21 protein-coding genes are annotated in these 25,673 nt (G+C 53.5%); 13 read left to right on the top strand and 8 right to left on the bottom strand.

Features of this window, described 5'->3' with window-relative positions; all coding sequences use genetic code 11:
• The first annotated feature begins 5 nt into the window (after positions 1 to 5).
• The gene (hrpA, locus tag PHE17_RS02685) at positions 6 to 3,755 is read left to right on the top strand and encodes an ATP-dependent RNA helicase HrpA (protein ID WP_301014270.1); all 3,750 of its coding nucleotides are present in this window, start codon (positions 6 to 8) and stop codon (positions 3,753 to 3,755) included.
• Between the two features lie 2 nt (positions 3,756 to 3,757).
• On the opposite strand, the gene PHE17_RS02680 is transcribed toward hrpA, so the two are convergent.
• Both PHE17_RS02680 and PHE17_RS02675 read right to left on the bottom strand, forming a co-directional pair.
• Positions 3,758 to 4,657, bottom strand: coding sequence for a nucleotidyl transferase AbiEii/AbiGii toxin family protein (locus PHE17_RS02680; RefSeq protein ID WP_301014269.1), 900 nt, complete (start codon positions 4,655 to 4,657; stop codon positions 3,758 to 3,760).
• Positions 4,644 to 5,192, bottom strand: coding sequence for a hypothetical protein (locus PHE17_RS02675; RefSeq protein WP_301014268.1), 549 nt, complete (start codon positions 5,190 to 5,192; stop codon positions 4,644 to 4,646). Before PHE17_RS02675 ends, PHE17_RS02680 begins: the two co-directional genes overlap by 14 nt.
• A 144-nt stretch (positions 5,193 to 5,336) precedes the next feature.
• Between PHE17_RS02675 and ruvB the strand changes: the two genes are divergently transcribed.
• The 11 genes from ruvB (at position 5,337) to queC (ending at position 14,515) form a co-directional block, all read left to right on the top strand.
• Positions 5,337 to 6,395: a Holliday junction branch migration DNA helicase RuvB gene (ruvB, locus tag PHE17_RS02670; protein WP_301014267.1), complete on the top strand. Its 1,059-nt coding sequence runs from the start codon at positions 5,337 to 5,339 to the stop codon at positions 6,393 to 6,395.
• The gene (gene ybgC / locus PHE17_RS02665; RefSeq protein ID WP_301014266.1) at positions 6,379 to 6,792 is read left to right on the top strand and encodes a tol-pal system-associated acyl-CoA thioesterase; all 414 of its coding nucleotides are present in this window, start codon (positions 6,379 to 6,381) and stop codon (positions 6,790 to 6,792) included. The genes ruvB and ybgC overlap by 17 nt, the downstream gene beginning before the upstream one ends.
• Entirely contained in the window at positions 6,793 to 7,479 is a 687-nt protein-coding gene (gene tolQ / locus PHE17_RS02660) for a protein TolQ (protein ID WP_301014265.1), read from the top strand. It begins immediately after the preceding gene.
• A complete protein-coding gene (locus tag PHE17_RS02655; protein WP_301014264.1) occupies positions 7,476 to 7,904 on the top strand; it encodes an ExbD/TolR family protein in 429 nt (142 codons plus the stop codon). The genes tolQ and PHE17_RS02655 overlap by 4 nt, the downstream gene beginning before the upstream one ends.
• Positions 7,905 to 7,928: 24 nt before the next feature.
• On the top strand, positions 7,929 to 9,116 hold the full coding sequence (gene tolA / locus PHE17_RS02650) for a cell envelope integrity protein TolA (RefSeq protein ID WP_301014263.1): 1,188 nt from the start codon (positions 7,929 to 7,931) through the stop codon (positions 9,114 to 9,116).
• A gap of 5 nt (positions 9,117 to 9,121) precedes the next feature.
• On the top strand, positions 9,122 to 10,348 hold the full coding sequence (gene tolB / locus PHE17_RS02645) for a Tol-Pal system beta propeller repeat protein TolB (RefSeq protein WP_301014262.1): 1,227 nt from the start codon (positions 9,122 to 9,124) through the stop codon (positions 10,346 to 10,348).
• 38 nt (positions 10,349 to 10,386) lie between these two features.
• The gene (gene pal / locus PHE17_RS02640; RefSeq protein ID WP_301014261.1) at positions 10,387 to 10,944 is read left to right on the top strand and encodes a peptidoglycan-associated lipoprotein Pal; all 558 of its coding nucleotides are present in this window, start codon (positions 10,387 to 10,389) and stop codon (positions 10,942 to 10,944) included.
• A 4-nt stretch (positions 10,945 to 10,948) separates the two neighbouring features.
• The gene (gene ybgF / locus PHE17_RS02635) at positions 10,949 to 11,950 is read left to right on the top strand and encodes a tol-pal system protein YbgF (protein ID WP_301014260.1); all 1,002 of its coding nucleotides are present in this window, start codon (positions 10,949 to 10,951) and stop codon (positions 11,948 to 11,950) included.
• 2 nt (positions 11,951 to 11,952) lie between these two features.
• A complete protein-coding gene (gene queE, locus PHE17_RS02630; RefSeq protein WP_301014259.1) occupies positions 11,953 to 12,594 on the top strand; it encodes a 7-carboxy-7-deazaguanine synthase QueE in 642 nt (213 codons plus the stop codon).
• Positions 12,595 to 12,656: 62 nt separating this feature from the next.
• A complete protein-coding gene (locus tag PHE17_RS02625) occupies positions 12,657 to 13,829 on the top strand; it encodes an ATP-binding protein (RefSeq protein WP_301014258.1) in 1,173 nt (390 codons plus the stop codon).
• Positions 13,829 to 14,515, top strand: coding sequence for a 7-cyano-7-deazaguanine synthase QueC (gene queC, locus PHE17_RS02620; RefSeq protein WP_301014257.1), 687 nt, complete (start codon positions 13,829 to 13,831; stop codon positions 14,513 to 14,515). Before PHE17_RS02625 ends, queC begins: the two co-directional genes overlap by 1 nt.
• Positions 14,516 to 14,548: 33 nt before the next feature.
• Here the strand turns inward: queC and PHE17_RS02615 are convergent, their stop codons facing one another.
• Positions 14,549 to 15,340 carry an META domain-containing protein gene (locus PHE17_RS02615; protein WP_301014256.1) on the bottom strand — a complete coding sequence of 264 codons (792 nt, stop codon included), beginning with the start codon at positions 15,338 to 15,340 and terminating at the stop codon, positions 14,549 to 14,551.
• Positions 15,341 to 15,490: 150 nt separating this feature from the next.
• On the opposite strand from PHE17_RS02615, the gene PHE17_RS02610 reads away from it, so the two are divergent.
• Complete coding sequence (locus PHE17_RS02610) at positions 15,491 to 17,797, top strand: YgiQ family radical SAM protein (RefSeq protein WP_301014255.1); 2,307 nt, start codon at positions 15,491 to 15,493, stop codon at positions 17,795 to 17,797.
• Positions 17,798 to 17,965: 168 nt separating this feature from the next.
• Here the strand turns inward: PHE17_RS02610 and PHE17_RS02605 are convergent, their stop codons facing one another.
• Genes PHE17_RS02605 through chrA form a run of 5 tightly spaced genes read right to left on the bottom strand, consistent with a single transcriptional unit; the run spans position 17,966 to position 25,653 of the window.
• On the bottom strand, positions 17,966 to 22,264 hold the full coding sequence (locus PHE17_RS02605) for a hypothetical protein (RefSeq protein WP_301014254.1): 4,299 nt from the start codon (positions 22,262 to 22,264) through the stop codon (positions 17,966 to 17,968).
• A gap of 17 nt (positions 22,265 to 22,281) precedes the next feature.
• The gene (locus tag PHE17_RS02600) at positions 22,282 to 23,058 is read right to left on the bottom strand and encodes a nucleotidyltransferase domain-containing protein (protein WP_301014253.1); all 777 of its coding nucleotides are present in this window, start codon (positions 23,056 to 23,058) and stop codon (positions 22,282 to 22,284) included.
• The gene (locus PHE17_RS02595; RefSeq protein WP_301014252.1) at positions 23,059 to 23,967 is read right to left on the bottom strand and encodes a nucleotidyltransferase domain-containing protein; all 909 of its coding nucleotides are present in this window, start codon (positions 23,965 to 23,967) and stop codon (positions 23,059 to 23,061) included. It lies immediately after the preceding gene.
• Between the two features lie 22 nt (positions 23,968 to 23,989).
• Positions 23,990 to 24,304, bottom strand: a complete 315-nt coding sequence (locus tag PHE17_RS02590) for a rhodanese-like domain-containing protein (protein WP_301014251.1) — start codon at positions 24,302 to 24,304, stop codon at positions 23,990 to 23,992.
• Between the two features lie 2 nt (positions 24,305 to 24,306).
• On the bottom strand, positions 24,307 to 25,653 hold the full coding sequence (gene chrA / locus PHE17_RS02585) for a chromate efflux transporter (protein ID WP_301014250.1): 1,347 nt from the start codon (positions 25,651 to 25,653) through the stop codon (positions 24,307 to 24,309).
• Between the last annotated feature and the right edge of the window lie 20 nt (positions 25,654 to 25,673).

The following is a 25,673-nucleotide window of genomic DNA, read 5'->3' as shown; positions in this document are numbered from 1 at the left end:
CCCGCTTGAACAACCACCATCCACAACACGCCCAGCGCCGCGCCTTGCGCCTGCAAAACCTGCCCAAACCGGAATACCCGGACGATTTGCCGGTCGCCCAACGCCGCGAAGAAATCCTCAAAGCCATCAGCGCCCACCAAGTCGTGATCTTGTGTGGTGAAACGGGTTCGGGTAAAACCACCCAATTGCCGAAAATGTGTTTGGAATTGGGGCGCGGGGTGGACGGCTTCATCGGTCACACCCAACCGCGCCGGATTGCGGCACGCAGCGTGGCGGCACGCATTGCGGAAGAACTGAAAACCGCGCTGGGGCAGCAAGTCGGTTACAAAGTACGTTTCCACGACCGCAGTTCGCCGGATAGTTACATCAAAGTCATGACCGACGGCATTTTGCTGGCGGAAATCCAGCAAGACCGTCATTTGCGCCAATACGACACTCTGATCATCGACGAAGCGCACGAACGCAGCCTCAACATCGACTTCCTGCTCGGCTATTTGAAATGGTTGTTGCCGAAACGCCGTGACCTGAAAGTCATCATCACCTCCGCCACCATTGACCCTGAACGCTTTTCGCGCCACTTCAACGACGCGCCGATTATCAATGTGTCGGGGCGCACTTACCCGGTGGAAATCCGTTACCGCCCCCTGATGGATGTGGATGCGGAAGAGGAATACGAGCGCGACCAAACCTCGGCAATTTTGGATGCTGTGGATGAATTGGGGCGCGAAGCTCCCGGCGACATCCTGATTTTCCTGCCCGGTGAACGTGAAATCCGTGAAACGGCGGAAGCCTTGCGCAAACACCATCCACCCGCGACAGAAATCCTACCGCTGTATGCGCGATTATCGGCGGAAGAACAGCACCGCATTTTCGAGCCACACGGGCGACAACGCATTGTGTTGGCAACCAACGTGGCGGAAACCTCACTGACAGTTCCCGGCATCAAATACGTGGTGGATAGCGGCTATGCGCGGATTTCACGCTATTCGTGGCGGGCAGGGGTGCAACGGCTACCGATTGAAAAAGTATCGCAGGCTTCCGCCAACCAACGTTCCGGGCGCTGCGGACGGGTCAGCAATGGCATTGCGATCCGCTTGTACGCGGAGGACGATTACAACAAACGGGCGTTATTTACTGAGCCGGAAATCCTGCGCACCAATCTGGCGGCAGTCATCCTGCAATTGGCGACCATGAGGGTGGCGGATGTGGAAGATTTCCCGTTCGTCGAGCCGCCCGATACGCGCCTGATCCGCGACGGTTACAAGCTGCTGTATGAATTGGGTGCGGTGAATGATGATTACAACGTCACCGCCATCGGGCATCAATTGGCGAAATTGCCGCTCGACCCGCGTTACGGGCGCATGTTGCTGGCAGCGCACGACAACGGTGTATTGCGCGAAGTGCTGATCATCGTCAGCGCCTTGACCTTACAAGACCCGCGTGAACGCCCGCTGGAAAAGCAACAAGCCGCCGATGAAAAACACAGCCGTTTCAAAGACGAAACCTCCGATTTCCTGAGCTTTTTGAAACTGTGGGACTATTTCCACGAGCAACGCCGTCACCTGAGTCAACGTAAATTCCGCGAGTTGTGCAAGAAGGAATTCCTCTCATTCGTGCGCCTGCAAGAATGGCATGACATCCACACCCAATTGCACCAAATGGTGTTAGAAATGGGCGGCACGGTGCATGAGAAAAAGGAAAACAACGAGGAAACGCCGCCTAACTACGACACCATTCACCTCAGTTTACTCAGCGGTTTGCTCAGTAATATCGGACAGAAAGACGAGGAACGTGAATATTTAGGTGCTGGCGGACGCAAATTCCACATTTTCCCCGCCTCTGGCTTAAAGAAAAAAGCCCCGCAATGGCTAATGGCAGCGGAAGTGGTGGAAACATCGCGCCTGTACGCTCGTGTAGTCGGCAAAATCCAGCCGGAGTGGGTGGAAAAACTCGCCGACCATTTATTGCGCCGCCATTACACCGAGCCGCATTGGGAACAAAATGCCGCGCAAGTCGCCGCGTTTGAACGCACCGCGCTGTTCGGCATTACTATTACGCCCAAACGCAAGGTCAGTTACGGGCGCATTGACCCGCCAACGTGCCGCGAAATCTTTATCCGCCATGCGCTGGTGTACGGCGAATACCGCACCTCCGCGCCATTTTTCCGCCACAATGCCGACCTGATCAGCGAAGTGGAAGTGCTGGAGGCCAAAGGCCGCCGCCGCGATATTTTGGCTGACGAACAACGCCTGACTGCGTTTTACGAACCCCTGATCCCCGCGCATGTGGTTAACGGGCATTCATTTGAGCGTTGGCGCAAGCAGGCGGAACACAAAAATCCCAACCTGCTGTTTTTGAGCCGCGATTACTTGATGCAACGCGAAGCGGGGCACGAACGTAGCGGGCAATTCCCCGACACGTTGCAGGTACAGGGAATGATTTTGCCCTTGCGCTACCATTTTGACCCAAAGGCAGAAGATGACGGCGTAACCGTGCGCGTGCCGCTACTGGGCATAAACCAGCTTGCCCCGACGCGCTTTGAATACCTTGTGCCGGGGATGCTGGAAGAAAAAATTACCGCGCTGATCCGTGGCCTGCCCAAACAAGTGCGCAAACAGTTTGTGCCCGCGCCGGATTACGCGCGTGCTTGCATGGAATCCATCCAACCCAGTGATGACGTGCCGTTACAAGCAGCGGTGGAAAAGCAGTTATTGCGCATGACCGGCAACCACATTGCGCCAGAAGCTTGGGCAGAGTTGGCTTTACCACCCCACTTACAGATGCGTTTTGAAGTCGCCGATGACAGCGGCAAAGTGATCAAAGCGGGGCGCGATTTGGACACGCTGAAAGGCAAAGTGCGCCAACAGACCCAGCACCAATTGGCGGCGCAACCTGTCCAGTCGATTGAACGCACCGGGATTACCGCATGGGATTTCGGCGATTTACCCGACAACCATTGGCTGAAAACGGGCGGGATGAAATTACGCACATGGCCTGCGCTGGTGGATCAGGTCAACAGCGTGGCAATCCGTTTGTTCGATAATGAAGCGGATGCAAGCGCACACCACTGGCAAGGCGTGTTGCGCCTGTATTGGCTAGCGTTACCAGCGGAAGTGCGAGACATCCCCAAACACCTGCCGTCAATGGCGGCGATGTGCCTGCAATACGCCGCCACCGGCAAGTGCGAAGAACTCAAGGAAAGCATCACCCGCTACGTGTTCCGCCAAGCGTTTGCCGATTACCTCACCATCCGCAAGCAGGACAGCTTCCAACACGCGCTGGGCGAATGCCGCAAACAGCTTTTTGCCCAAGCACAAGAAACGGCGCGGTTACTTGCCCCGACTTTGGCGCAATACCACGACATCCGCAAGCAGTTGAAAGGCAAAGTGCAACCGACGTGGTTGGAAGCCATGAACGACATCAGCGACCAAACCAACCATCTGGTGTACGTCGGTTTTTTGGAAAATATATCCCCGGACGAATTACGCCACTTTCCCCGCTACTTCAAGGGCATCCAACGGCGTTTGCAGAAATTGGCGGAAAACCCGACCAAAGACCGCGCCTTGCGGGTACAAGTTCAACCTTTCTGGGATCAATGGAAGGCCAAGCAGCAACAAGGCAAAACCAACGAAAAACTGCATGAATACCGTTGGATGCTGGAAGAATTCCGCATTTCACTGTTTGCGCAGGAATTGGGGACTGCCAAACCGACTTCGGCAAAGCGGCTGGAAGCGGCGTGGCGGGAATGCAGCTAATCCTACATCCTGAATGCCGGGGTGGCCTCCCCTCCCGCTGCCAAAAAGCCCAACACCCGCGCACATTCTTCCTGTACCGCACCTGCCAAATAATCCCAAAATGCAGGTGCTTCTACGGTACGAACCACTACATCCGGGGGTAAGAAGCGGCGCATTTCCTGTATAAAGCCTGCTTTAACTGCGGGGTCAGCGCGTAACTGTTGTGAACGCTGCGCCATTAATGGCATAAAGTTTTCGGGTATGTAGCCATGGTCTGCCACCTTTTTGGCAAGCAATGCCAACGGTACGACGGTACCCTGCTGTTTGAGCCAACCAATGTCCCACAAGTCACGGTTTTTGATCCGATTTGGGCGAAGCGCGAAAGCCACCAGTTTGTCGGCAAAAATTTCCTCACGACTTTCTGCTTGCAGGATTAGGCCAGATGTCCCCATATCCACCCCGTAATGGTTGCGAATGACCATCGGGCGTTTGTCGTAACTGGGGATGGCACAGATGTCGATATTGATCCGCTGCGCTGGCAGATTTTTTTGTTCCGGGTGAGTAATCAGTTTCAGTTTCCACGTATCCACATTGCCGGATTCCCGACGCGGTTCGCTGACCTCAACCGCTAGGCCGTATTTTATTTGCAAGCATCCGACCAACACCTTTCCAAGCTGCTGCAAGGTTTCACGCTGAAAGCCTGCCCCACCCGTAAAGTCAAGGTCTTCGCTCAAACGGTTGGAGCCATAACAGGCACGCAGGCAAGTGCCACCGATAAACGTCAGTTGATTGAGCAGACCCGCCGCTGACATTTCCCGCAAAATATCGTGGTGCAACAATTCCTTTTCCACCACGATACGTAAAGGGGCGAGTTCACCTTGGCTTTTGAGGGCTTGGGATACCAGTTGGTCAAACAAGTTCATGAGCAGTATCCCAATCAATCAAGGTAGTGTCACGGCGAGTTTGTTGCATATCCTTGAGCGCCAAGGCAACCGACGCCCGCCATAAATGGCAACGTGAGTCATAGCCAAGTTGCCCAAGCAGATCACTTGGCTGTTTTTTAGTATGAATAAATTCAATCTTGCCGTACCGCCCACAATCCACAATATGGCTGCGCCCGGATGACATGATTGTGACCCAACTCAGGGGAATCTGGGAAATAACACCCGCATCACTCAGTGCAGATTCCAAGCTGATGTAATTGAATTCATCGGCACGCAGGCGGGCAGCCACATGGTATAACAGCAAACCATCGGCGGGATGGACTTCCGGGTAAAAGTATAAGCCCCGACAAACCCGCTTAAGCAAGCCCGTTTGTTCGATACGCGCCAACATCGCCCTGAACGCAGTCAAGGTTTGTTCCGGCAAAACACCTCGCAAATCATCTAACGTAAACAGAAAATGCTCTGCATCAGCGAGTGCTTTTAATGTATTGAGAAGCTGTTTGCTCGGTTGCATGGTGGAATAGGTCTACATCAAATAACAAATAGTGTAACTTAGTGTAGACCTGATTCAGTTTGATCAGCAAGCAATTGATGTGATCTAGTGCAACCCACACCAACCCGTTAGAATACCGCATAATCAATGACATGAAACCAAACAATGGAAAAGCAACCCACCCGCACCCTTTCCCCCCACGCTAGCCGTGAGGAAGACCACGCCGATGAACACATCCGCCCGCGCCGCTTGCAGGATTACATCGGACAACCCGTGGTGCGCGAACAAATGGAAATTTTCATTGGTGCTGCCCGCCAGCGTAAGGAAGCGCTCGACCATGTATTAATTTTTGGCCCGCCGGGCTTGGGCAAAACCACACTTTCGCATATCATTGCCCATGAAATGGGGGCAAATTTACGCCAAACATCGGGGCCAGTGCTGGAAAAGGCAGGTGATCTTGCGGCGTTATTAACCAATCTCGAAGCACATGATGTATTATTTATTGATGAAATCCACCGTCTGAGTCCGGTAGTCGAAGAAATTCTCTACCCGGCTTTGGAAGATTTCCAGCTCGACATCATGATCGGCGATGGCCCAGCGGCGCGTTCCATCAAGCTGGATTTGCCGCCGTTCACACTGGTTGGGGCAACCACGCGGGCGGGATTGCTGACTTCGCCCTTGCGCGACCGTTTCGGCATTGTGCAGCGGCTGGAATTTTACAATGTGGAAGATTTGGCCTACATCGTGCGCCGTGCTGGAGGCATCGTCGGGGCGAAAGTAGATGAGGGTGGCGCGTATGAAATTGCGCGGCGCTCACGCGGCACACCCCGGATTGCCAACCGCCTGTTGCGCCGGGTGCGGGATTACGCGCAAGTGAAACACGATGGGCTGATTACCCCGGAAATCGCCGACCGCGCCTTGAATATGCTGAATGTGGATGGGCAAGGTTTCGACCACATGGACAGGCGCTTACTGCTGGCGGTAATGGAAAAATTCGACGGTGGCCCGGTCGGGGTTGATAGCCTTGCGGCAGCCATTGGTGAAGAACGCGGTACGATTGAAGATGTGCTGGAACCTTTCCTCATCCAGCAGGGCTACTTGATGCGCACACCACGCGGGCGGGTGGCTACCCGGCGGGCATGGCAACATTTTGGGCTGAATGTTCCGGCGCATCTGGACAACACTAACAGTAAAGAAGGTTCAAGTTTTGACCTGTTTGAATGAATTCGAGCTACCCGTGCGGGTCTATTACGAAGACACGGACGCAGGTGGCGTCGTTTATCACGCGAATTATTTGCGGTTTATGGAACGCGCCCGTACTGAATGGTTGCGTCATTTAGGCTTTGAGCAGGACACGCTAGCAGCGCAAGGCATTGTTTTCGTTGTCGGTTCATTGGACATTGCTTACCGAAAACCTGCCCGTTTTAATGAGCAACTTTTTGTCAAAACTGCTATAAATAACGTCGGAAAAGCCAGCATTACGTTTAAGCAAACCATCTGGCGGCAAGATAACAACGGCAACCGTGAACTGTTGACCAGCGGCGAAGTCAAAGTGGTGTGCGTTGAGAACCGTGCATGGCGTCCTACGCCGATACCTTCAGACATAAGGGAATTGATTTAAGTGACTACCGATTTATCCATTTTGAAACTGATTACCGACGCCAGTCTGGTCGTTAAAATTGTCATGCTGATGCTGATGATGGCGTCGTTGCTATCGTGGGCACTCATTGTGGCGAAATCCAGCAAGATCAGTTCCACCCAAAGCAACGTTACCCGCTTTGAAGAACGCTTCTGGAGCGGTGTTTCACTGAATTCCCTGTACGAAGAATTATCCCAAACGACCAACCGCACAGGTTTGGAGCGCATCTTTTACGACGGCTTCCACGAATACAAACGCGCGATTGCCACCGACCCCACCGCACGCTTGTCGGTGACGGATTCCGTGCAGCGGGCGATGCGGGTTGCTGCTTCCAAAGAAGTGGATGAGTTGGAACAAAACTTGGCGTTTCTGGCAACTGTCGGTTCCACCAGCCCTTACGTGGGTCTGTTTGGCACGGTATGGGGGATCATGAACTCCTTTATTTCCCTTGGGCAAATGCAGCAAGCTACCTTGGGCGTGGTTGCCCCCGGCATTGCAGAAGCATTGATCGCCACCGCAATTGGTTTGTTTGCAGCGATTCCAGCGGTTATTGCCTATAACCGTTTCAGCGACAAGATTGACCGCATGGTGGTCAGTTACGACAACTTCCGCGAAGAATTCACCGCGCTGTTGGAGCGCCACGCCGCCGCGCAGAGGAAACCGGCATGAGTACCACTTGCCGCCGCAAGCGCCGTTCCATGTCACAGATGAACGTCGTGCCTTACATCGACGTGATGCTGGTGTTGCTGGTCATTTTCATGGTGACAGCGCCGATGATGCAGACCGGGGTGAATGTGGATGCCCCCGATGCGCAAGCCGATGCCTTACACGCCGACAATCAGTTGGAACCTTTACAAATCGGCGTGGACAAAGCTGGGACATTCCTGTTGGACAACGGTGATGAGGTTGACGCAACTGGCCTGCAACGCTATGTCACCCAAGAACTAGACCCCAAAGCCGAACGCCCCGTTTACATCCGGGCAGACAGCACCGTGGAATACCGTTACCTGATGAACGCGATGGTCGCGGCACAACAGGCAGGGGCGAAAAAGATCGGCCTGATGGCTGACCCAAGCGCACCAGACAAACCGTAATGGCGATAATGAGTGGATTAACCCATGTTTAAAGAGCTACTGAAAAATCCGAAAGCACTGTTCTGGGCACTGGTTCTCCACATTGTGGTCATTTTGCTGCTGGTGCTGAGCTTCAAGTTTTCCCAAAAACCGGAACCGGAAGCTGCTACCCCAGTACAAGTGATTACCGCCGAAGACCTAAGCACCCCATCGGAACGGGCCGACGACAAGCCCGCCCAAGGTGCTGCGGAACCGCAAACCAACGCCAACGATACGCAAGCGAATACCCCGCCGCCTGTTGAAGAAAGCAAGCAGCAGGAAGACACCCAAGCGCTGGCAGCGGAAAAAGCCCGCCAGCAAGCCGCAGCAGAAGCCAAACGCCAAGCCTTAGCGGAAAGCAAAGCCGAAGCAGCACAAGCCGCACGCGACAATGCACGGGAAGCCGCAAAGGAAAGCGCACGCGAACAAGCCGCTGCGGATAAACGCGCCAAAGCTGAAGCCGAACGTAAAGCCGAAGCGACCGCCGCCGCCCGCGCTGCTGACGCCAAAGCCGAAGCCCGCCGCGAAGCCGCAGCAGCAGAAAAACGCCGGGAAAAAGCCGCCGAAGCACAAGCCAAAGCAAAATCAGAAGCCCTCGCTGACGCCAAAGCCGAAGCCCGGAAAAAAGCCGCAGCGGAAGCCGACGCCAAAGCAAAATCCGAACTGCTGGCAGAAGCCCGCGCCGAAGCCAAACGCAAAGCCGAAGCGGAAGCCGATGCTAAGGAAAAATCTGAAGCCATTGCCCGCGAACAAGCCGCTGAAGACAAGCGCCGTGCGGCAGAGGCCGCTGACCGCGAACTGGCGGCTGACCGTGAACGTTGGAAAGCCTCTGAAGCCAAACGCAGAGCCGCAGAAGAAGCCCGCCGCGCCGCTGCGGCTGGTGGGAATAGCGGTGGTCACGGCGGCGGTGGCGTCAGTTCCCGTGACTTAAGTTCTGCCCGTTCCGCGTGGGCAAGCGCCATCAAGCGCAAAGTAAAAGGCAATTGGAACCAACCATCCGATCACTTCGGCATGTCCGGCACTGCTCGCTTGAGCTTAAACCCACCCGGTAACATCGGGCGCTTCACGCTCAATTGCAACGGTAGCCCGGCATTCTGTGAATCACTCAAATCCGCCATCCACCGTTCTGAGCAATTTCCAAAACCGGAATATGACGAATTGTACGGCATCACCCTTGTAATTACATTTGAGTAATAGCTATGAAAAAGAAACTCCTTGCTACCCTTCTATTTTCTGCCTGCGTGTTGCTCCCGACTGTGACACCCGCAGAAGAACTGCACATCCGCATCGACAGCGATGCCGCCGCCGATGGAACTCGCATTGTGGTTGCCCCTTTCGGGCCACTGGCAAAAGTGATTGAAGCCGACCTGCAACGCAGCGGACGCTTCGCCCTGATCGACCCAGCCCGTGCCGCAGGTATGTCCCCCGATGCATTACGTGCCGCCGGGGCGCAATACGCGGTGGTTGGAACCCAATCCAGTTCGCTGGATTTCCAACTGATTGACGTAGGCAGTGGGCAACCCGTTGGCTCTTTCCGTATTCCTGCACACCCCAACCAACGCCGCATGGCACACAAAGCCGCCGACTTGGTGTTTGAAAAAATCACCGGGGTAAAAGGCGCATTCGATACGCGCATTGCCTATGTTTCTGCCAGTGGCCCGGCACGTGGTCAAACTTTCCAGTTGATCGTGTCGGATGCGGATGGCTTTAACCCACGTACCATTGCCTCTTCCCGCCAGCCCGTGATGTCACCAAGCTGGTCGCCGGATGGGCGTCAATTGGCTTACGTGTCGTATGAATCCGGGCGTCCGATGGTCTACGTGCAAGATTTAGCTTCTGGCGGCAAACGCGCGGTTTCCGATCCGGGCAAATCCACCACGTCTCCTGCATGGTCGCCAGATGGGCGGTCACTGGCGGTGAGCGTGGCAAACCGGGGCGATTACGACATTTTTGTGGTTGGGGCGAATGGCGGTGGAATGCGCCAAATCACCAACAGCCGGGGTATTGATACCGAGCCGCAATGGGCGGGTGCAAATACCATCGTGTTTACTTCCGACCGGGGTGGGCAACCACAGCTTTACCAAACCACAGCTAGCGGTGGTGGGGAAAGCCGTATGTCCTTTAATGGCAGTTACAATGCCGGGGCAAGCATTGCCGGGAATAACGTAGCGATGGTGCGCCAGAATGGTGGTTCTTCCAACATCACCGTGATGAACGCCGCCTCCCATGAAGAGCGCGTAGTCTCACGTGGCACACAGGATGATTCCCCTGCGATTGCCCCTAACGGCACGATGGTGTTGTACGCCACCGATGGCGGCAGCCGTGGCTCACTGGCGGTTGCCAGCGACAATGGCAAAGCACACCAAATCCTGTATTCCCAAGCAGGCGATGTGCGTGACCCTGCATGGTCGCCTTATCTGGATTAATAGTTAAACACGATAGCGAGAGAACGAGTGTTATGAACATGAAAACAATATTGGCTTACTTACTGGTATCCGCATTTTTGGTCACGGGTTGCTCCCAACAAGGTGGCAACCCCAACGGCGCTGGCGGAGCCGGTGGCGCAGGCGGTGCGGGTGGTTACGGCAGCAATAACGGCTATGGTTACGGTAATGGAGGCAATTACGGCGCGGGCAATGGCAGCAGCCAATACACCCCGGCTGATTTGCGCAACCCCAATAGCGTGCTGGCGCAACGGGTCATTTACTTCGACCTCGACAGCTCCAACATCCGCCCGGAATACCAAAGCGTACTGGATGCGCATTCCTCGCTGCTGGCAGCCTACCCCAACCTGAAAGTGCGTTTGGAAGGCCACGCGGACGAGCGCGGTTCCCGTGAATACAACGTGGCGCTGTCAGAACGCCGGGGTTACTCGGTGCTGGATTACATGCAAATCAAAGGCGTGAGCAGCAATAGCATGGAAGTGATCGGCTACGGGGAAGAAATCCCGGCAGTGTTCGGGCATAATGAGAGCGCGTGGGGCAAGAACCGCCGCGTCGAAATCAAATATGCCGGAGAATAAGGACATGCGAAACAAGGATACCCATCGTACCTTGGCCTTGCTGGTGAGTGCGCTGTTGTCAGCGCCGCTCATCGCAGCACCATTGAGCGATGACGCAGCCGTGCAATTATTGCAGCGGCTGAATGACATGGAAAAGGAAGTCAGCACATTACGTGGCGAAAACGAACAGTTACGCAACGACTTGAAAAAAGTGCAGGAAAAACAGAGCGAAACCTTGCAGCAAGTGGATGAGCGCATGGATAAGCTCAAGCCAGATACTACCGACACCACGGGCACTGCAACACTGGATAAACCAACCAGTGATACAACCAGCGGCACGGCAAGTGACAGCACCGCATCCAACAAACTGGACAGCTTACCGTCAGGCATCAGCGCGGATAAGCCAACGAGCACTGACCCGAACAGCTATTACAGCTATGGCACGGGCGTGCCCGATGACAAGAACCCGCCCAAGTCAGCGGATAGCGCCAGTGGCACGAGCAGCACTGGCAGCACTACCGACAAACCGGCGGATACCACGGGCAGCGCGGATAAGCTGGCAAGCAGCTCCACCAGCACTGACAAAGCTAGCACCGATAGCACGGCTGGCAGCAAGGCAGATGACAAACCTCTGCCTGAAAAGGAAGAGCGCTCGGTTTACGACGAAGCCTTCAATACCCTGCTGAAAACGCCGAAAGACGCGATCCCGGCATTCCGCAAGTTCCTCAAGGATTACCCCAGCAGTTCACTGGCTTCCAGCGCCCAATACTGGATCGGTGAAGCCCTGTATGCTGAAAAGGACTACAAAGGCGCTTCGGACGAATTCTTGATAGTACTGAAAGACTACAAAGGCAGCGACAAAGCCCCCGGCGCGGCGTTGAAACTGGGTTACAGCTTCTACGAGTTGAAAGAGTGGGACAAAGCCCGCAAAACCCTCGAAGACGTGATCAGCTTCTTCCCTGAGAGTACCGAAACCAAGCAGAAAGCCCAAGAGCGCCTCGACAAAATGAAAGCCGAAGGGCATTGAGTTTGGCGAGCTTACGCATTGCGGAAATCTTCTATTCGCTGCAAGGTGAAACACGAACCGTCGGCCTCCCGACGGTTTTTGTGCGTCTGACGGGTTGCCCCTTGCGCTGCCATTACTGCGACACGGCCTATGCGTTTACGGGCGGTAAAAGTTGGGAACTGGACGACATCCTCGCGGAAGTTGCCAGCTACCAACCGCATTACGTCACCGTTACAGGCGGCGAACCGCTGGCGCAGAAAAATTGCTGGCCTTTGCTCACTGCCCTGTGCGACCAAGGCTACGAAGTATCGCTGGAAACCAGTGGCGCAATCACGCTGGAAGGCATTGACCCGCGTGTAGTCAAAGTGATGGACATCAAAACCCCATCCTCCGGCGAAATGGACAAAAACCGCTGGGAAAACCTCGACCTGCTGGACAGCAAAGACCAACTCAAAGCTGTGATTGGCAGCCGCGAAGATTACGATTGGTTCCGCGCAATGGCAGATACCCACGCGCTGTACGGGCGCTGCGAAGTGTTGCTGTCACCTGCCCACGGCGCATTTCAGGCACGCGAACTGGCGGAATGGATACTCAGCGACCGCCTGCCGGTACGCTTCCAGCTACAATTACACAAATACCTGTGGAACGACGAACCGGGACATTGATTTTTTCGTGATAGCATCACTATAACCATGCAAATCATGGAGTATAATGTATAATTAACATTATGATAGCGCGTAACCTGAAAGCACAATTGATTGAATACCTAAAGCAATTCCCTGCTATTGCCCTGCTTGGGCCTCGTCAGGCCGGTAAGACGACGCTGGCTGAAACCTTGATGCATCAAAACCTGCCTTCCGTTTACCTCGATTTGGAAAGTCCCAGTGATCGTCACAAATTAACCGACCCGGAAGCTTACCTTTCCCAACACGAACACAAGCTGGTTATTCTGGATGAAGTCCAGCGAATGCCGGAGTTGTTCCAGCCATTACGCAGCCTCATAGATCGGGGACGGCGCAAAGGCATCAGCAGCGGAAGATTTTTATTACTGGGTTCCGCATCAGGTGATTTATTACGCCAATCAGGGGAAAGCCTTGCCGGACGTATCGCTTATTTAGAATTGCCTCCCTTTCAGCTCACCGAATTAGCGGCAGAGCAGGAAAATACACTCTGGGTACGTGGTGGTTTCCCCAATAGTTTATTGGCAAAAACGGACAAACAAAGTTTAGTGTGGCGGCAAAACCTCATCAGCACTTACCTTGAGCGAGAGATTCCATCTTACGGGGTGCGCATTCCGGCGGAAACGCTGCGGCGCTTATGGACAATGCTCGCCCACAACCAAGGCGGTATGTTAAATCTATCCCAACTCGGCAAAAATCTGATGATAGACACCAAGACCGTCAGCCGCTATCTGGATCTGCTAGTCGATTTATTATTGGTGCGGCGTTTGTTGCCTTGGCACAGTAACGTGGGCAAACGCTTGGTAAAATCACCTAAAATTTACATTCGTGATAGCGGTTTGGTGCACGCGCTGCTTGGCATTGCCGACTTCGACAACCTGCTAGGGCATCCCGTTGTTGGCAATAGTTGGGAAGGCTTCGTGATTGAAAACCTGATTAACGCAGCTCCCTTCAATACCGTAGCTGGATTTTATCGCAGCAGTAATGGGGCAGAAATTGACTTGCTGCTGGATGTGCCAAATCAAGGACTATGGGCAATTGAGGTTAAACGCTCCAATGCTGCTAAACCGAGGCAGGGATTCTATGCTGCTTGTGAGGATTTACAGCCTAGCAAGCGTCTGATGGTGTGTCCGGGGAATGATCGTTATCCTATCGGCAATGGTGTGGAAGCGGTGGGAGTGCGGGCGTTGTTAGATGAGCTAAACAGGCTGAATGATTGATGAAAAAAGCAGTGGTATTACTGTCAGGCGGGATGGATTCCGCTACCGTATTGGCAATGGCGCTTGAGCAAGGCTATGAATGTTATGCCTTAAGTTTCCGTTATGGGCAACGCCACACGGCGGAGTTACAGGCGGCGATTGAACAGGCCAACGTCCAAGGCGCAATCCGCCATGAAATCATCGACCTCGATTTATCACGTTTCGGTGGCTCGGCACTGACCGACAAAAACATCGACGTACCCACCAGCCCGACACTGGGCATTCCTGTCACTTACGTGCCTGCCCGCAATACCGTGTTCCTGTCGATTGCGCTCGGCTGGGCGGAAGTATTGGGTGCGCAAGCCATTTTCATCGGCGTAAATGCCGTGGATTATTCCGGCTACCCGGATTGCCGCCCGGAATTCATTGCCGCCTTCCAAGCGATGGCAAACCTTGCCACCAAAATGGGGGTGGAAGGTGCGCTTATTACCTTGCATACCCCGCTGATCGACTTAACCAAGGCCGATATTATCCGTGAAGGTGTGCGCTTGGGCGTGGATTATGCCCGGACGGTTACGTGCTACGCGGCGGATAGCGAAGGGCAGGCTTGCGGGGAATGCGATGCGTGCCGGTTGCGGCGGAAAGGGTTTGAGGATGCAGGGATTGCGGACAATACCCGTTACAGCGCAGCCAGAATATCTCCCTAAAAAATTGCAGGTGTAACCCCGACGGCGGGAACTTTACTTCCCGGCTTTCAGACCCAACCCAACTGCAAGGATGCCTTGTTGGTTAAACAGCTCCAGCGTCGAGCCTGAGCGGCGGAAGGTTTTGGCACTCGCCAAGGCTTTCAGGAAATCGGCTTCATCCTGCATCACACCTTCTGGTCGGTGGCAGAACATTTTGGTTGCGCCTATTTGACTGATTTTGATGCTATTGTCGTTTGGGTTGTGGGTGTAGGTGGCAAAAAAACCGTTGCATCCCCCATTGCCCGTGACACGCCCATCCTTGGCAAAGGTGACATTCATGTTTGGGGTATTGGCGTTGCCAACGATGGCTTCACGACCGTTGTTGTAATCCCGCACCTGCCAGCTTGTGCCGGGCAAGGTCGAGACAGGTTTAGTGAATGAAGCCAGTTTCCGCCCCCGCGCATCTTTCAGGGTCAAGCTATTGCCATTCAATTGGTAGGTAGCCGTTTGGTTCAAGATTTGTGTGTATTGGCGGGAAAGTTTATCCACATTGTCGATGCACGCCATCATGGTGGACATCATTTTGTCAGTGGGGATGCGCAAGCTGTTAGGCTTCCCTGTTTGGGTGTAAATGCCGTTAAACGAGTTGCAACCATCGCTGCCGCTGACGTTATCGCCGTTGAACGCCAACGTCGCGGGGCGCGGCAATTTCGCGGGTGATTGCCCATTCCAGCCTGAGAGGGATTGCAATGCCCATTCGGTGTTATTGAGTTTGGCATCGACCGCGTAGGCGGCATTGCACAGTAAAGCCACAGCAGCGGTGAGGGGGAAGACGATTTTTTTCATGGTTACATTCCTGTAAATTATTGACGTATTCTGGGCTTGGATGGGTTATCTCGCCAAAAAGTTCATGGAATGGATAATGAGAAAATGTGGCTAAAGGCTCAAGCTCAATAACCTGTTACAATGCCTTATCTTTTACTGTGTTTTAGCCCTATGTCCGCCCGAATTCAGACCCAAATTGCCCCGTCACTGTTCGACCACCCTAAATACTGGGCGGAATGCTACGACACCTCGCCGTATCTCCCCACCAGCCGTGCGGAAATGGACACGCTGGGCTGGGATTCCTGCGACATTATTATCGTCACCGGGGATGCTTACGTAGACCACCCTTCGTTCGGCATGGCAGTCATCGGGCGGGTGCTGGAAGCGCAAGGTTTCCGCGTTGGCATCATTGCGCAACCCGACTGGCATTCCAAAGACCCGTTCATGGCACTGGGCGAACCCAATTTGTTCTTCGGCGTGGCGGCAGGCAATATGGACTCGATGATTAACCGCTACACCGCCGACCGCAAAACGCGCTCCGACGACGCTTACACCCCCGGCGGGCTGGCAGGCAAACGCCCTGACCGCGCCACGCTGATTTATTCGCACCGCTGCCGCGAAGCCTACCCCGACGTACCCATCATTATCGGCGGGATCGAAGCCTCGTTGCGCCGCATTGCGCACTTCGATTATTGGCAGGAAAAAGTCCGCACCTCAATCCTGATGGATGCTGCCGCCGACCTGCTGCTGTACGGCAATGCCGAACGCGCCATCGTCGAAGTCGCGCACCGCATCGCTTCCGGCGAACCCGTGGCGCAGATTACCGACGTGCGCGGCACTGCGTTCGTGCGCCGCGACACCCCGCAAGGCTGGATGGAAATCGACTCCTCCCGCATCGACCAACCGGGCAAAATCGACCGCATTATCAACCCGTATTTGAACACCACCGAGATGGACGAATGCGAGGTCGAAAAGCGCAATGTGCAGTGGTTCAGCTACGAAGACCCGCGCAGCAAACGCGCCGACGAACACAAGCTCACCTTCCACCCCCGCGCCCGCTTGCAACGCGACAAGACCGTGATCCGCCTGCCGTCGTTTGAAAAGGTCAGCAAAGACAAAGCCCTGTACGCCCACGCCAACCGCGTGCTGCATCTGGAAACCAACCCCGGCAATGCCCGCGCCTTGGTGCAAAAACACGGGCAAGTGGATGTGTGGATCAACCCGCCGCCGATCCCGCTGACCACGCCGGAAATGGATTACGTGTTCGGGCTACCTTACGCCCGCTTGCCGCACCCGTCCTATAAAGGCGAACGCATTCCCGCGTATGAAATGATCCGTTTCTCGGTAAACATCATGCGCGGCTGCTTTGGCGGCTGCACCTTCTGCTCGATCACCGAACACGAAGGGCGCATCATCCAGAACCGTTCGCAGGAATCCATCATCCGCGAAGTCGAAGAAATCCGCGACAAAGTGCCGGGTTTCACCGGAGTTATTTCCGACCTCGGCGGCCCCACCGCGAACATGTACCGCCTCGCCTGCAAAGACCCGAAGATCGAAGCGTCGTGCCGCAAACCCGCGTGTGTTTACCCTGACATTTGCCAAAACCTCAACACCGACCACGCCGCGTTAAAAGAACTGTACCGCACCGCGCGTAATTTACCGGGCATTAAAAAGGTCTTGATCGGTTCGGGCTTGCGTTACGATCTGGCGGTTAAAGACCCCGAATACATCAAGGAGTTGGTCACGCACCACGTCGGCGGCTATTTAAAAATTGCACCGGAACACACCGAATCCGCGCCGCTGTCCAAAATGATGAAACCGGGCATCGGCACTTACGACAAGTTCAAGCAGCTCTTCGAGAAATACACCAAGGAAGCGGGCAAGGAACAATACCTGATCCCGTATTTCATTGCCGCGCACCCCGGCACCTCCGACGAAGACATGCTCAACCTCGCGCTGTGGCTGAAGAAAAACGGCTTCCGCGCCGACCAAGTGCAAGCGTTTTACCCCTCACCGATGGCCTCCGCCACCACCATGTACTACAGCGAAAAGAACCCGCTGCACCAAGTGACCTACAAAAGCGAAAAGGTCGCCACCGCCAAAACGCCGGAACAGCGCAAGCTGCACAAAGCCTTCCTGCGCTGGCACGACCCCAAGAACTGGCCGCTGCTGCGCAAAGCGATAGCGGAGATGGGGCGGCAGGAATTGATCGGCGATGGCGAGAACCAGTTGATCCCGCATTACAAGGCGGGTGAGGAACAGTTGGTGTATGAGGCGCATCGGCGCAAGAATAAGGGCGGGGAGCATCAGAAGCGGGTGGGGAAACCTGCGCCAATGGCGGCGAGTAAACCGAATGCGGGTAAGCCGCAGGGTGGAAAAATGTTGATGCAGCATACGGGGTTGCCACCGAAACCACGGGCGGATATGGGCGGTAATAAGCCAAAACCGCCGGGTAAACCGAAACATCGCAGCAGGTAGATGACTACTCATGCAGTGTGTGCAGTATTACCAAGCACTGTAGATGGGGCTTATCCCCGAAAAGCTAGCTGAAATTACCATATGAATTTTCTTATGGTAGAAAGTGGGTGAGTTTCTCCAACAAAAGCTTGGCTACGGTGAGAATCTGCACAAATACAGCGCGAAGTTTTATTTCTCTTTAGAAAGTCTGGAGCGTAAATCCAAAATATGAACAACAAGTGCAACAGAGCCACCCATAGCCTCTTCAACCCGCTTAGCTTCCGCACGAAGCAAGGCTTCCAATTCGATTAACCCAATACGCTGACCATTATCAGGATGATCCCACTGCCGATCCTTCGCCAACGTTATAAGCAAGCACCCTGACCGACTCGCTTCGGCTGCCATATATTTCTTGACCAATTGATCATAAATAGTGTCGCGCAAATCACGACCATAACGACCATCCGCAAGCTTGAGTTCGATAATGGCTTCATGGTTTGACGCGGTGGAGCGCAGGCGAATATCCGTTTCTTTTTCATCTGCGGTAACAGATTCTTGATCTACGGTGTAAAGATTATTGGCAACATGTTTCAACTCTCGTGCTATCTCGCGACGCATGACCCTTTCTTCGGTTATGCCTGCCCAAGCCTCTCTAGGTGATATATCACTCAGCAAAAGATCATCCAGATCAGAAAGGCGATCATTCAAAATGGCGAACATTGCACTATTCGTAGATGGTGGTGCTTCTCCTGCTCTGTCGAGTGCGACAGCTTGCATTTCGTCGAGTACTTCCGAATCAATCTCCTGCGCCCAATTTTCCTCAGCGATAGCGAGGATACGATCTTTGAAATGTGCGAAAAGTGGATCAGCAGCCATTTCTAGCTTTGCTGCCCAGCCATTTTCACCTTTCAATCCAAGTAATGTATTCAGAATATATTCACGAGCACGTTCGGCATGATCTCGAGTATCTGGTGTATAACTACCCTCATGCTCCGTATCGTCGTTATATCTGACATGAAAATATGCAAGACGAAGAAGACGTAGTAATAGCTGTGGTGTAAATGCTGCACCGGAGAGGGAGATTGGTTCATGACGATCCCCGAAAAGCACGCTGAACCATGTAACCGCCTCGCTGCGCTTCGCTGGTTCGACCGACTGGAGCCGCTCTTCAAGTGCGGCTATACCAAGATCGGGGCTAAGCTTTATAAGAATCGGCAACCAGACGAAAACCAACTCTCTCGGCAGATCATTATTGAGGTGCTGTTGCGCGAGGGTACGCACATGGGCGAGCATTTCTTCGTCGCCATACTTCATCAATACATCAATAACCTTTCTCATGCGGGAAGCAATATTTTTGAGGGCTGTTTCATCATCCGAAGTATTTTCTTGTGAATCCAACCATCTGCGGAGACGGGGAAGGAAAACTTTTGCAACTGCCTCAGATGCATGGCAGATGTCCTGCAAAAGCATCGAGTAAGCTTGTCCCTCGAAACCCTGCGATAATTCCCAACTTAATTCTTGACCCAGAATTCTATCCACCACATTTTCATGAGCTATAACAAGTTGTTCCACCCAATGGGGTAAGCCATTAAATCCCATAGCTACATATCGTGCCGCAAGTTCTGCTTCCTTTTCACTTAGCTTGATAGCCCATTGCGGGTCTTCAGCTTCAGCGTAAATCGCAGCAAGCCCAAGTCGCCACCGAATGAGATAAGTGTTACGCTCGTTTTCGGGTCTTTCACTTGGAAGCGTTGGATTCTCTTTTCGCCATATATCTATTAGCGTGAGTCGCAGTCTATCAGCCGTCTGTTTACCAAATTGCTTTTCGATAAAACGCCGATTCCACCCTGATGTTTTACTGCCTTCTTTATCATGCCCCATCACACGCCAGAGATCCCAAGCAGTATTCCAACTGCGTTCGGGAGAAAAAACTCTCTCAGGGTGTCCAGCAATCTCACGTTGAAACTGAATCCAACTCGCTCGGTTTTTTGCTTCTTTCCTTACTCGTTGTTCTTTTCGTTTAGCCTGTTCTTTTTCCCAATGTAAATTCTCTGTATTGTGTTTTGGTGGTTGCAACCATTCGCCAATTACAGCAAGAAGAGTGGGCTGATCACGGACTAATGCATTTAAGGTGGAGAGATGACTTCGCCATTTTTCTTGACCATGCGAAAGGCGAAGAGCAATCTCCAACACCAAAGCCCGGTCATTATAGGGGCGCGTGGTGTCTCCAAGTGCATCTTTTATCCAAGTTAAATCACGCTCAACGCGGAGTTCAACAATTCCACCGTAGCGTATGATTTCAACGAAACGTTTCTTGGGATCATCAGTACCTTGAAGTACTTGCAGCAGTGAATTTTCTGCCCAAAACAGGCGTTCATTGTCCTCAGCAGTCAAATCTCTCAGGCGTGAATGTAATTCTTGGTGAACTTCATCGCTACCATACTCACGATCTTGCAAGCGAAGCGCTAGAACACTCGCAGATAACCATGCACTACTCGTTTCCAATGAGAGTCCACGAAGACAAATTGCGGCTAATGCCCCGCTCAAATGGGGTCTATCACAAGAAAAAGGCTTCCATTCTTCATCCCAGTGAAGTCCATCAGAAACTAATCTTACCAATTCATCACGGAATTCGACCAAACTTGGCTTATCAAGCTTAGCATCAGCAATCAAATAAGATAATTGCCAGCTTAGATCACCAATATTATGTTTTTTCTCTTCAAGTCGTCCAAGCACCCAACAAAGCTGTTGTATTGAAATGTGATTAGGGAACAGTCGACTAATAGCCCCACGCGCGATGCTGTCAGGCCATTGCTGTTCATCATGTGCAATTTCGGCACTAATATCCTTTAGTGATGGATCTGAGAGTGAAATTAGCGCATCCAGTGCATTCATTCTCTCTGTGTAGGAAGCGTTTCTATTGCGGGCTACCTCACGGGCTATCTCAACACAGTTAGCAATACCTCCAGCCTCAATAAGTGCAAGTAACATTTCCCGGACTTCAGGATTTTCAACACCAATCTTCCAGCATCGGGTAATTTCTTCCGCCAATTCCGGGAAGGCAAAACGGTGAACCTGAATATGTGGAACACGCAATCCACGCCACCCACCTACACCATAACGCTCGACATAAGCACGTAGTGCCTGAATACGCTGAGTTGGAGTTAAAGATTCGGGATCACCTTCATCGAGGAGTACTGCGGGTTCGTTATCACGCAGCATCTCGAAAATCGTATTTTCTGAGAGTGCCAACCAACCAGCTACTGGGCGCATCGACGGACGGACAATGGTCTTGCCCTTGGTTTGTGCGAAAAGAAGTCGTTTGAGAGCGCGGAAAGTTATCTTATGCGCTCGAAGAAGTGTTTTTAGGCGTTCTGCGGCTAAATACTCCCAAACTGACCGATGGTGAAAACGCACTCTTCCATAGGAGGCAAAGCCGAACAATGGCCTTTCAAGCAGTGCCTTAGGTTCATCAGGATTCCAATCGGACAGAATTATTGCTGGATTAAGAGCCGCTTCCTGCTCAATATCGTCTGATGCCGCATTGTGGCGAATTGTCCAGCGGCGTGTGACTAGCATCGCTAACGCCAGTCTGCTTGCACCATCCACAGCTTTATCGACAGATAATTCAGCAGGCTCAGGTCTGTCGTCTCTTGCTTGCAGTTTGATCCGTACATTTGACCCCACTTGATCGTGATGTGTCCGTATACGCTTGTATTCACGCCAATCTGCGCAGAGTTCGATTAAGTCTTGGGGACGACGAGCAAATTCTTGTGCATTTCTTTTACGTAAGTCATCCATCAAGTCTGTAGGATTATCAATACCTTGTCCTGTTACGAATTCAACGATTTGCTCATCAGATAGTGGCATCAGTGCAGATGTTCGCCAATCACTGACCTCCTTGTTTTTCTTATTTTCAATTTGGCTTGTTCGGTGATCATTCATCGCAGTTTTTGCGAAGATCTCTTCTTTGGATTCAGCCTCTGGTGCAGCAGGAACAGGTAAAATACGACGCACTAGCTGTTCGTCAAATGGGATAGGTCTAGTCGTTATTACAATGCGAACGCGATGAAGCTGATTGCCAATTCCCTTTTGCAAGCGTTTCAATGCCAGCTCAAATGAACCACGACTCAATTTTAACTCGTCGATCGAGTCGAGAAAGAATGTTGCAATATCGGATTGTGAGGAAAGCCATGCATCCAAATCTTTCTCTTCGTCATAATCAAGTGAACTGCGAAGATCGTTTAATGACAGACTCGCCAACTCGACGAAAAAAGCATATTCCCCTTTATCCCGTAAATGCTTTACCTGAGTACGGCACTCATACGTTTTACCCGCGCCTGCCTCGGAGATAAGTAGCACGCGCTTTGATTGCAGCAAATCGTTCCATGTTGCGCCTTTCGACCAACCCAAGCTGATTAAAAAAGGTTGGCTATCAGCCTCTGCAAGTTTGCCATCAGGAATATCTTGAAAAATTCTTTCAACCATCAGTTTTCAACAGCCACTTAACCCATCAAGTACTTACGCAAATCGTCATTACTCAGAGCATATTGCCTTGGCGGCAACTTATCCACATCCGCCGCCATCACCTCCCGATACGCCGCCCGCACAAACGCCAGACACAGCGGATCAACCGCCCCCGTTTCCGCCTCGGTTTTCGTCGCCTTATCCCGAATCTGCCGCTGAAACGCCTCCAGCACCGCCACGTCATCCGTCAATGCCTGCAACAAATCCGGGAACACGACGGTAGGCATCGTGTGTTCGCGCATCACCCACAACGCGCTCAGGGTGGCGCGGCTGATGTAAAAGAACCGTTTCAGCTTGATGTCCGGCGCATCCAGCGCGGCAATCATGTTATGCGCCATCGCGCTGTAATGGTGGAAAGTCGCCTTGGCGTTGAAGGTACGCGCCACCATCTCACGCAGCAGCGCAGCCCGTTGCGAGTCTTCGTGGTAAACCAGCGGTGAAATCAGCCATTCCTGAATCACGCTGTTGCCGCTGTTGGCGAGCGTCATCGCTTTGCGCACATCCCAGCCGCCAATATCCAGCACCGCGTTGACGGGCAGTTCGATCACATCGCGTTCCGGGTCAAGCTGGATGTACCACTCCGGCGCATGGGCATACACAAAGCGCACGTCGTAATCACTATCCGGCGAAGGAAATCCCCACGAACGGCTGCCGCTTTCAATCGCGCTAATAATCGTCACCTGATGCTGGCGAGCCAGCTCCTCCAGCTTGCTCAACACTTCCGTGCGGATGCTGGTATTAATCAGTTCCTGCATTTACATTTTCCCCTGATAACGTTGCAACACCTGCCCAATCTCCTCCAACGCCCGTTCAGCCGCGTGCGGACGGCTCACCGCCTCGCTGATCGAGCCGAAATGCTGTTCCAGACAATCCGTCAGCAACTGGCGAATGGCATCCGTATCCGGCGCATCCGGCAAGCGGCTGGCGAGATACACCCGTTCCAGATCGGCTTCCTTGCGGGCAAAGTAATCTTCGAGTTGCGGCAGCGTCCATTCACCCCGGCGGATCGCTTTCATCTGTTCGGCATCGCGCTGCAAATCCATGTCCTGATGCATCAACAATTGCTCAACCTCGCCCAGCAAGCGCACCACATGGTAGGCAAATTTCACGTCATAACCGAATTGCTCCGTTAATTCCTTGCGCTTGCCCTCCGGCTGTTTGGTACGGATTTTGTGCATCTGCCCGTAGGCATACCCCTTGAACTTCGCCCAGCAGCCCTTGTGCAGGAACAGTTGCCGCCGCTCGCGCACCAGCTTGCCGATGGGCGAGGCATACAGCACGCAATTTTCCGGCACATACAGGCTGTCGATAATGTTGGGGTTATTCTCGGTCAGCAGGCGGAAATACTTGGCAATCGCAAACACCGTCACGTCATACACCCGCCCCTTGCCACCCAACGCCGCCGTATCGCGGATATGATGCTGCTGGTACTGCTCGAATTGCACCGAATAGTTGTCAAAACCCGGAATTTCGCCGCGCAAATGCGGAAACATCATGGTCTTGGGCGGAATCGCAAAAGCGTAGATGTCCATGTCCGAACTGTCGTTGCTGACCCCATACGCCACCGAACCCATGATGACTTCGTATTGCACGGCACTGCTGAGAAAATCCGGCGGGCTGGGCAGGAGTTTTTTTTGTTGGAGTGACTGGATGTGGCTGCTCATTGGATAGTTCCGATGTAACGCATCACTTACGCCCTACTTTGCCCCCAGCCGCTTTCACCCCTTCAATCCCACCCTCAATGAACCGCGCTTTCACGCCATCGGCTTGCAGGCGGTCAACCACGCTGTTGCTGACAGCCCCGCCACGCACACAATAGATGATGACTTCGTGGCTGTGCGGCAGTGCACCAATCCACTGGTCAATTTGCGCGGGGTCTTTCCATAAAGCAAAAGGAAGGGTTTCATTGGAAGCATCGCGGTCTTCCTTGCGGCGCACATCCAGCACAATGGCGGTATCGGCAATGGCGGCAAAGTCTTCAGGTTTGATGGTACGTTCCATGGTTACATGATCCCCAAAATGTAAGTGTAAACTAGACCTAACAGCGCACACGCGCCGATTACTTTCATGATGTCCACCTTGTATTTCCACAAGGCAACGAACGCAGCCACCGCAACCAGCACTGTAAACCACTCGAACGGCTGCGCAAACGGCGCACTCCCCGTGCCTTTAGGCCAGAAGGTGTGCCATGCAAAGAATACTGCCAGATTCAGGATCACGCCGACCACGGCGGCGGTCACGCCAGTCAGCGGCGCGGTAAATTTCAATTCGCCCCGTGTCGATTCCACCACTGGCGCACCGACGAGGATGAACAGGAACGACGGTAGGAAGGTGAAAAAGGTCGCCACCGCAGCTCCTGCCAAACCTGCCATCACCGAATTAGCGGCAACCCCTTTGGCAACCCCACCGAGGTAGCCAACCCACGTCACCACCATGATCAACGGCCCCGGCGTGGTTTCACCCAGCGCCAAACCGTCCATCATTTGCGGCCCAGTCAGCCAAGTGTAATGTTCCACCCCGCCCTGATAAACGTAAGGCAGCACCGCATACGCGCCACCGATGGTCAGAAACGCGGCCTTACTGAAAAAGGTCGCCATTTCCGTCAACGCCGTTTCACCACGGATGGCAAACATCGCCACCAACCAAATCAGCGTGCAAGCCACCACAGTCATTGCCAGCTTTGCCCAAGAAAATTTGGCGTGCGCAGGTGTCGGGGTATCGTCATCAATCACCGCCGCACCGTAAACCTTATTGCTTGCGCCGTGCCCACCGCCGCTTTTGAATTTTTCCGGCATCAGTTTGCCGCCGATTGCCCCCAGCACTGCCGCTGCCAACACAATCCACGGGAAACCCACCCCAAACACGAAGATAGCAACAAACGCCAGCGCCGCTATACCCCACAGCACTTCATTTTTCAGCGCACGGCTACCGATACGCCACGCGGCAAACAACACCACCGCCACCACCGCAGGCTTGATACCGTAGAACAACCCTTGCACCAGCGGCACATCGCCCCACGCCAGATAGACCCCCGCCAACAACGACAGCAGCAAAAATGACGGCAGGAAAAATAGCACTCCCGCCACGATTGCGCCCCATACGCCGTGCATCAACCAACTGATGTAAATCGCCAATTGGATAGCTTCCGGCCCCGGCAAGATCATGCAGAAATTCAGTGCGTGCAGGAAACGGTGTTCGGAAATCCAGCGTTTGCGCTCCACCAGATCGGTGTGCATCATGGCGATTTGCCCAGCAGGGCCACCAAAGCTGATGAAACCCAGTTTCAGCCAGTACAGGAAGGCTTCCCAAAACGTGGGAGCAGGTGGAGGGGTTTGGGGGATATGACTCAAGGGAAATCCTCCGATGCCCT

The organism is Thiothrix sp. (assembly GCF_028714775.1).
GTDB lineage: Bacteria > Pseudomonadota > Gammaproteobacteria > Thiotrichales > Thiotrichaceae > Thiothrix.
This window is presented reverse-complemented; position numbering and strand designations above follow the sequence as displayed.

Bases quoted from the DNA above. Each gene is read 5' to 3' on its own strand.
- pal (WP_301014261.1), top strand. From the start codon at position 10,387: ATGAAAACAATATTGGCTTACTTACTGGTATCCGCATTTTTGGTCACG.
- PHE17_RS02680 (WP_301014269.1), bottom strand. From the start codon at position 4,657: ATGAACTTGTTTGACCAACTGGTATCCCAAGCCCTCAAAAGCCAAGGT.
- queC (WP_301014257.1), top strand. From the start codon at position 13,829: ATGAAAAAAGCAGTGGTATTACTGTCAGGCGGGATGGATTCCGCTACC.
- PHE17_RS02595 (WP_301014252.1), bottom strand. From the start codon at position 23,967: ATGAGCAGCCACATCCAGTCACTCCAACAAAAAAAACTCCTGCCCAGC.
- PHE17_RS02610 (WP_301014255.1), top strand. From the start codon at position 15,491: ATGTCCGCCCGAATTCAGACCCAAATTGCCCCGTCACTGTTCGACCAC.
- PHE17_RS02625 (WP_301014258.1), top strand. From the start codon at position 12,657: ATGATAGCGCGTAACCTGAAAGCACAATTGATTGAATACCTAAAGCAA.
- PHE17_RS02655 (WP_301014264.1), top strand. From the start codon at position 7,476: ATGAGTACCACTTGCCGCCGCAAGCGCCGTTCCATGTCACAGATGAAC.
- PHE17_RS02675 (WP_301014268.1), bottom strand. From the start codon at position 5,192: ATGCAACCGAGCAAACAGCTTCTCAATACATTAAAAGCACTCGCTGAT.
- tolA (WP_301014263.1), top strand. From the start codon at position 7,929: ATGTTTAAAGAGCTACTGAAAAATCCGAAAGCACTGTTCTGGGCACTG.
- ybgF (WP_301014260.1), top strand. From the start codon at position 10,949: ATGCGAAACAAGGATACCCATCGTACCTTGGCCTTGCTGGTGAGTGCG.
- tolB (WP_301014262.1), top strand. From the start codon at position 9,122: ATGAAAAAGAAACTCCTTGCTACCCTTCTATTTTCTGCCTGCGTGTTG.
- PHE17_RS02605 (WP_301014254.1), bottom strand. From the start codon at position 22,264: ATGGTTGAAAGAATTTTTCAAGATATTCCTGATGGCAAACTTGCAGAG.
- ruvB (WP_301014267.1), top strand. From the start codon at position 5,337: ATGGAAAAGCAACCCACCCGCACCCTTTCCCCCCACGCTAGCCGTGAG.
- PHE17_RS02590 (WP_301014251.1), bottom strand. From the start codon at position 24,304: ATGGAACGTACCATCAAACCTGAAGACTTTGCCGCCATTGCCGATACC.
- PHE17_RS02600 (WP_301014253.1), bottom strand. From the start codon at position 23,058: ATGCAGGAACTGATTAATACCAGCATCCGCACGGAAGTGTTGAGCAAG.
- PHE17_RS02615 (WP_301014256.1), bottom strand. From the start codon at position 15,340: ATGAAAAAAATCGTCTTCCCCCTCACCGCTGCTGTGGCTTTACTGTGC.